The sequence below is a fragment of the Burkholderia sp. BCC1999 genome (genome assembly GCF_905339975.1).
Classification (GTDB): Bacteria; Pseudomonadota; Gammaproteobacteria; order Burkholderiales; family Burkholderiaceae; genus Burkholderia.
Genome location: NZ_CAJPHP010000008.1, coordinates 314606 through 322396 on the forward strand (window position 1 = coordinate 314606; position 7791 = coordinate 322396).

The window sequence follows — 7791 nt, forward strand, 5'->3', positions numbered from 1 at the left end:
CAATCCGATGCACCGGAATAGGGAATTCTGGATAGTCAGGATTTGTCGTTGGTGCCCCGAAATGGGGAATGCGGACGGTCGCTCGTCGCTGGCCGATGTGCATCGACACGAGGACGTCCTTGTCCGATACACCGGCCGCCGCATTGTCTGACGATTCGACATATTCGATCGCCTTGATCGCCGATAGCGCGTCGAATCGCGAGCAATTCGTCATTTGCATCGACTCGGCGGAGAATTCGCGGGGGACGTATCCCGGCCACCCGGACCGACGTGCCGCTCCGGCGAGTACGTCGCGAGGGCGCGTCGCGACCCATCGGCATGCTGGATTCATGCACGTGAAACACGGTGTCGAGGAGGAGATATGCGTTTGACGGAAGACAACGCCGAGAAGACGTTGGCCGATGCCGACGCGGTGCGGGTTCGCCTGTTGCAGGCCGCGCCCCCGGTTGTCTCGGCGCCGGTCGAACTGCAGGAACATCTGGCCGCCGCGTGGTTCCGCAAGGTCGATGCGCTGGAAACGCTGGGCCGGCATGCCGATGCGGCGGCCGAGGCCGATGCCTTGGCGCGATATTTCGACCAGGGCGCCGCGACGCCGGAGGCCGCATGGCCCTGGTTGGTTCAAGCCGCGTGCCGCAAGGTCGTGGCCCTGGCCTCGCAACGCGAGCTGGCGGACGCGCTGGAGATCGCCGAGGCCGTCCAGGCGCGTTTCGAGCACACCCGGGCGCTGGCGGTGCGCGAATGGCTGGCTTTCGCCGCGCTGGAGGAGATCAAGATCCGCACCGCGATGGGCGGGACCTTCGCGCGCGTGGACATGGTGCGCCGCGCGCATCACCTGGTCGAACGATTCGACAACGACGACTGGCCGGCGACGCGCGTGCTGGTCGGCCGGATTCGTCTGCAGCAGGCCCGGCTGCTGGGCGCACTCGACTACGATGCCGATGCGCTGAAGGCGTACGCGACCTTGCACGCCGATCTCGCGGGGGCGGACGATCCGGATTTGCAGGAAGTGGCGGCCGATGCGTTGCATGAACGCTCGCGTCTGCTCAAAACGTTCGATCTCGATGAAGAGGCGCGCGCCGATCAGCAGGCGCTGATCGCCGGGTATGCCCACAGTACGCATCCGGGCACCCGGTACACGCTCGCGTTGGCCCGGTTCGATGCGCTCGAATGGGCGGAGACGGCGGCCGGCAAGGCCGGCAACGACGCCGAGCATCTCTCGGCATGGATCGACGCGTGCGATGCGCTGATCGCGAGCCACGCCGACAGTCACGATGCGTCGGTGCTCGAACTCGTCAATATCGCACTGCGCCGCAAGGCGCGCGCACTGCGCCGGCGCGCCGAGGCAGCGGACGACGAGGTTGACCTGAACGGGGCCGACGAGGTCGCCGACGAACAATGGACGCGTTATCGCGATCATCCCGATGCCGCGGTGCAGGCCGTCCTGATCGATGCGATGCTGGAGCGGTTCGAGGCCGTGGAGGGCCCGCAGCAGACGCTCGACGGGGCCGAGCAGTTGTTGCGGCATCTGCGGCGCGACGGATCCATGCCGGTCGTGTCGCCGCAGTTGATGCGCATCCTGCTGCTCAAATCCTGGGCCTTGCGCGCGCTGGGGCATCCCGAGCAGGCGCTCGATGCGTTGACGTTGCCGCCGGGCGGCTCCGTATCCGGCACGACGGAGCCGGCCTTGACCGCGCTGTGGATTCGCGTCCAGGTCCAGCGCGGCCATTTGCTGCGTCAGATGAAGCGGCCGGAGGAGGCGCTGCGGGCGTTGGAGCCGGGTTGTCTGGAGGGTGCCGCGGAGCCGGAGGACTTCGGCGCGAACGTATTGCTTCGTCGTACCGTGGCGCGCGCGATGGATCTGCGCATCGACATCCTGGCCGATGCCGTCCCGCCGAAAGCCGATGGCGTGTCGCCGGAAAAGCTGCCGCCTGAACCCGCCGAGCAAGCCTACGCACGGGCCGTGCATGCGCTGGACGAACGCTTTCATGCGGATACGGACGGGTCCATACGTTCGCTGGTCGCCGATGCGTTGTACCTGTTCGCGTGCCACCAGCGCGAACGCTTGCGGTTCGACGAGGCCATGGCGAGTTACGACCTGCTGCTGGAGCGCTTCGCCGCGGACACGGAATCCGCCATCGAGCCGCGTGTGGCGAGCGCGTATCTCAACAAGGCCTATCTGCTCCTCAACGAACTGGATCGTCCCGGCGACGCGTTGCCCTTGTACGACGCACTGATGGCGCGCTTTGCGAGCGCCACCAGCCCCAAACTGCGCGATACGCTGGCCAAGGGCGCGGCCAGCCGGCTGACCTGCATCAACCGGATGCGGGACGGCGGCGCGTCCGTGGGCTATGGGGATCAGTATGAAGACCTGACGCCGGAACAGCGTGACGCGATCAGCGGCATGCTGGATCGCGCCGATGCACTGAGAGACGAAGACAAGTATCGCGACGCGATCGCGCTGTACGACCAGATGCTGACGCAACACGTCGAGTCGCTGCACCCCGAGCTGCGCCGCCAATGCCGCAAGGCCATGACGAACAAGGCGTTTTGTCTCGCGCGTCTGAGCCAGCGCGAAGCGTCGCTGGCGGTCAACGAGGAAGTGATTGCGCGCTACGGCGACGATCTGTCGACGACCGCCGAGAGGGACGTGGCGCTGGCCATGTCGAACAGGGCCATCGACCTGAATCGGCTGGGCCGTCACGATGAAGAACTGCGGGCCTATACGCAAATCATCGAGCGCTGGCGGCATGCGGACGTCGCCTATTTGCGCTTGCGCGTGGCTGCCGCGATGTACGGCAAGGCATACACGCTGGCCGACCGCGATCCGGGCGCCTCGGAGGCGGGATATCGTGAGGCGCTGAATCTCTATCTGGGTGCCGGCGAGGCGAACGTCAGGCTGCAGGCCGCGATGTCGGCGGTCAGCCTCGGCATCCTGCTGCGCAAGCTGGGCCGCCATGCCGATGCACTCCACCCGTGCGAGCGGTTGCTGCAGGCGTGCGGCGGCGAAACCGACGAGCAGATCAACGCGCAGTTGACCAGGGCGCGCATTAGCCTGGCCCGTAGCTATGCGCCTGCGGGCGAGCCCGACAAGGCGGAGGCGATGTATCGCGAATTGCTCGCGCTGCCGCCGCAACAATTGAGCGATACGCAGCGAACGGAACTGACCAACGAATTGCGGGTGCTGGCCGGCGGGCGAAGGGGGCTGCGTGGTTTGCTCGGTGCCGTGCGAGGCTGGCCGTGGTCGAAATGAAGCATCTCCTCGTTGCGCTATCGATCGTCGGTCTGAGCGCGTGTCAGGCCGGCCTGCGCGCGGCTGCCCCCGCAAGCGGCCCCACGCCTGCCGTAGCGCAGACGGATACCGGTCCGGGCCCCGAGCTCCATCCGTTCGAAGGCGATGTCCCCCGCCTGAAGGCCGGTGATGACGCGTCGTCCGCCGCAGCTGCTTCAGCCGTGTCGTCGGCGCCGATGTCGCAAGAGGCACGCGTCGAAGCCTGCAGGACCACCGATCCGAGCCGCTGCGAGAAAGTCGGGCTCGACTATGTCGCTGCCGCGAAGGAGGCGTCCGATCATGCGGCGTATTTCTACGGCCGGGGTTGCGACAATTCGGATGTCGCGAGTTGTACGCGCCTGGGGATCATGCTCATGAACGGCGAGGGTGTGGATAAGGACTGGGTTGCCGCCGTGCAAGCCTTCGAACGGGCCTGTGCGTTGAGCGACGGCACGGAATGCTCGAATCTCGGTCTGGCGTACGAATTTGGCAACGGCGTGCTGCGCGATACCCGGCGGGCCGCACAACTGTTCGACAGGGCGTGCCGCCGCGGCAGCGCATCGGGTTGCTCGAACCTTGCCACGGCCTATATGAAGGGGCTGGGCGTGCGTCGCGATCGCAAGCATGCAATCTTCCTGTACAAGGGCGCGTGCAGTGACGGCGATCCGCTCGGCTGCTTCAATCTCGGCGTGATATATGCCACCGGCCAGGGCGTCGCGCGCGATCCGAGCCAGGCCGTGTCCTATTACCGGTCCGCATGTAATCGCAGTCATGGCGAAGCGTGCGGTAATCTCGGCCAACTGCGGCAGGCGGGGCGGGGCATCGGCGTGCGCGACCCGCGAAGCGCGATACCGATCTTCCTTCGCGGGTGCGGTCTGGGCGATGCCGAAAGCTGCTTGTACCTGGGGCTGGCCTATCAGGCGGGCGACGGCGTAGCGGCCAACGCGCGCGATGCACGGCGCTATTTGTGGCTTGCGCTGGCGCTCAACCCGAAGCTGCCTGCCGCACAACGCGCGCTTGTCGGCATCGAACGCGGCGCCGAAGACGAACATGCGTTGCCGCCGGTCGGCATGCAACCTCGAGGAGAATGAATGCGCCCGGCCAGCACGCTTGTCGCGACCCTACGAGGCTCGTGGATTGCGCGGACCCTGATTTCAGGCATCTCGTTCCTCGTGCCGTTCATCTGGGTGCTGTCGACCGATCTGATCTGGGAAGCATTGAAGAACGTTTCGCTGGTCACGATCGATGCGGCGATCAATATTCCGACCGGCATGCCGTTGATTTCATGCGTGACCGGTGCGTGGCTGCTTTGTGCGTTCGCGCTCGCGCGCGCCGTCAAATCCACGACACGCACGGTACTCGTCTGCAACGTGGTGGCGACGATCGTCTTCGTCGTCGCCTCCACGGCGACGGTCGGCGCGTCGATCTGGTCCATCGTCTCGGGCGAATTCAATATCTATCCGATTCGATTCGGGCTGGCCATATTGATTGCGTTTGCCGCGAGCATCATGACGAGCCGCGTTTTTTCGGGAACGAAGGATACGTGAGCGTGAATGTGTTCCGTCCATCGCGCGCCAGCACCGGAATCGACGCCGACACGCTTGCGGCGCGCGATGGTCATGGCAGTGTCCATGGTTTGCGCTTGGGCACGGAGCAATCGTCATGACACGCCTCATTGCCGATCAATCCCCGTGGAGCGACCCATTCGACGTCGAGTCGCGTTCACGCCGGTTTCGTCGGCTGGTGTCGTTCCTGATCGGTGCGTTTGCGCTCCTGGCATGCGGATGTTCGGCCGGCGACACCCCGGAGGTTTGGCCGGACGGGCTGATCGGACAAGCATGCGGTCCCAACGATGCGCCCGTGGGTGTCATTTCGTCCACCAGGAAGGACGGCGTGAGCGTGTGGTTGAATGGGCCGGATGCCGAAGTCGACGCCGGATCGGCGCCCGGACGCTCCGATCCCGGGAAAGGCAGCGTTTATCTATGCGATGCCAAAGGCTGCGATCCGGGAAAGGCGGCCGATTTCAAGGTTCGCGCGGTCGGCCCCGATGCCTGGCGAGTCGATTTCAAGGGTACCTTCATGCGAGCGGGCCGAACGCAGGTGGTTCACGGGTCGTTCATCGCCCATCGAACCGGGGTCGGCCCGGCGATGCCATGCGGGTAGCGGAGGTTGCCATGCGCGGGCATCGTGCCGGAATCAAGAGGGCGTGAAGGCGTCGCCCGATGGCATGAGCCCGTCTCCGGCTGATCTCGAATCGAACGCGGTTGACGTGCGCAAGGCACCGCTGTGCGACGATGCCCGACATGGCGGAAACCGAGGAGGTGCAACGATGCGAGAAGTGCGATGGGCGTCGCTCGAAGGCGACGGGGTCGAACATCTGACGTTCGACCGGAGCGGCGGCGGGATCGTCGTCGAAAGCGCGGTGGTCGGCCAGCGGTACGGCCGCGCGTACGGGCTCGCGTATCGCGTCGAGTGCGACCCGCACTGGCGCGTGACGTATGCGGTGTTGAAGGTGATGGGCGGCGGCACGCTCGAGCTGCGCGGCGACGGCGAAGGCCACTGGCGCGACGGCGCGGGCCGCGCGCTGCCGGAGCTCGACGGCTGCATCGATATCGACATCGCGGCGACGCCATTCACGAATTCGCTGCCGATCGGCCGCCTGGGGCTCGTGCGTGGCGAGCGGCGGCCGATCGACGTCGTGTACATCTTGACGCCGGACCTGAAGGTCACGCCGGTCAAGCAGGCTTACGCGTGCATCGAGCCGGGCCGCCGCTACCGCTACGAAGGCATCTTCCGAAATTTCACCGCCGAGATGGACATCGACGACGACGGGCTCGTGATCGATTACGAGACGCTGTTCAGACGTCTGCCGGCGCCGACGGGGCGCTGAACGGCGGCGGTCGTGATGGCTAGGCCAGTGACGGCCTCGCGGCTGACTTAGGCGACTGAAATCGCTGAAGCAGCGTAGAGAGCGCAACACTAAGCTCGGATTGGGGGCGTCATCTGGCAATTGCGCAGCCGACCTGACACCAAGGTGCTCCATCCACAACGCGCGTGGGTGCTGGTTGCAGGTAAAAATCCGATGTCTCGGAATATTCGAGTATGGTTCGCTTTTTTTGACGGTGCGGATTCTTGTTTCGTGTAAGTCGATGATCAACCATTCCCGATAGCCTGCCGACAGTCAATTCCCCCTCCCGACGATTCGATCGATTCACGGCCACAGCACGCTGCAAATGCTCGCTACGGGCTCATTTGCTGTTGGATAGTGCTTCGTTTTGTATAGCAATCAATTTTCAGATTCGTCCCATAGACGTGAGTGCCGCAGTGGCTGACCATTGCTACTCGACATTCGCCGCGCGCTGTCAGGCGTAGTCAATAACTCTCGCAGGACGGCGATTGCGCTGCTTGCTGAAGCGAGACAGGCCAGAAGATTAGCGATGCTGATCGTATCCATGTGGAGCAGCGTATCGAATGATCCGCGAGACGATGAGCACAAATTTGCACGGTACGAGATGAGTGTTCCCAGCTGATACGAGCAGTTGTTCCGCGGGGAAAGGTAGGAAATCCATATGTGTCCCCTGCGATGGGCCGGATTGGCGATAGTTCTGAGCTGGTTTGTGCGGTGGACGTTCAGTCGTCGCCATCTATCCGTCGACGAATGACGAGATAGGCTTGTCTTGGCAGGAAGCTCAACTATGCCCACGCAATCCGACCTGCGCTTTACCTTTACCGCTGGCGACGAGTCGTTCGAGGTCGTCGAGTTCACCCTGCATGAGGGGTTGTCCGAAACTTTTCTGTTGCAGGTGGAGCTGGCCAGCGCCAACGCCGCCATCGACTTCGGTCAGGTGCTCGACCGCAACGGCCTGCTCACGATCTGGCAGGGCGGCGTGCCCGTGCGTTACGTGCACGGCGCCATTTCATCGTTCGTTCAGCGTGACACGGGCTTTCGACGTACCCGGTACTCCGCGGTCGTTGAGCCGCGCCTGGCGCGCCTGAAGCTGTCCTCCGACTGGCGCATCTTCCAGACCCTGAGCGTGCCCGAGATCGCGACAGCCGTGCTCAAGGCACACCATCAAACGCTGGACTATGAACAGCGTGTCACCAACGAGCATCTGGCGCGCGAGTACTGCGTGCAGGCTGGCGACACCGACCACGACTTCATCGAGCGCATCCTGCGCGAGGAAGGCTTCTTCTACGCCTTCCAGCACCGCGCCGACGGCCACAGGCTGATCCACTGCGATCGCCTGTTCATCTTCGGTCGCCAGCTGGGTGAGCCGGTGCTGTACAACCCCACGCCCGGTGGCGACCAGTCCGATCCGTGCCTGCGCACGTTCGCGTACACCGAGAACGTGCGCACTGCGCGCCAGGTGCAGCGCGACTACACGTTCAAGAGCCCGCGCTACCCGCACGAGTATCCGCGTGAGGGCACGGACCTCGATCACCAGGGCCGCGGCTACGCGCGCTACGACTATCCGGGCCGCTACAAGCACGAGCCCAGCGGCAAGGCATTCACGCAGGACCGT

Annotated in this window: 6 protein-coding genes; all 6 read left to right on the forward strand. The window is 64.7% G+C overall.

Annotated elements, in window-relative coordinates:
* Positions 1–394: 394 nt before the first annotated feature.
* Positions 395–3250 carry a hypothetical protein gene (locus U5809_RS14380; protein WP_322086995.1) on the forward strand — a complete coding sequence of 952 codons (2856 nt, stop codon included), beginning with the start codon at positions 395–397 and terminating at the stop codon, positions 3248–3250.
* The gene (locus U5809_RS14385) at positions 3247–4359 is read left to right on the forward strand and encodes a tetratricopeptide repeat protein (protein ID WP_322086996.1); all 1113 of its coding nucleotides are present in this window, start codon (positions 3247–3249) and stop codon (positions 4357–4359) included. Before U5809_RS14380 ends, U5809_RS14385 begins: the two co-directional genes overlap by 4 nt.
* The gene (locus U5809_RS14390; protein ID WP_322086997.1) at positions 4360–4815 is read left to right on the forward strand and encodes a hypothetical protein; all 456 of its coding nucleotides are present in this window, start codon (positions 4360–4362) and stop codon (positions 4813–4815) included.
* Between the two features lie 115 nt (positions 4816–4930).
* Positions 4931–5431 carry a hypothetical protein gene (locus tag U5809_RS14395; RefSeq protein ID WP_322086998.1) on the forward strand — a complete coding sequence of 167 codons (501 nt, stop codon included), beginning with the start codon at positions 4931–4933 and terminating at the stop codon, positions 5429–5431.
* Between the two features lie 166 nt (positions 5432–5597).
* Entirely contained in the window at positions 5598–6158 is a 561-nt protein-coding gene (locus tag U5809_RS14400; protein ID WP_322086999.1) for a putative glycolipid-binding domain-containing protein, read from the forward strand.
* Positions 6159–6963: 805 nt separating this feature from the next.
* Positions 6964–7791: type VI secretion system tip protein TssI/VgrG (tssI, locus tag U5809_RS14405; protein WP_322087000.1), on the forward strand; the 828-nt coding region annotated here is incomplete at its 3' end.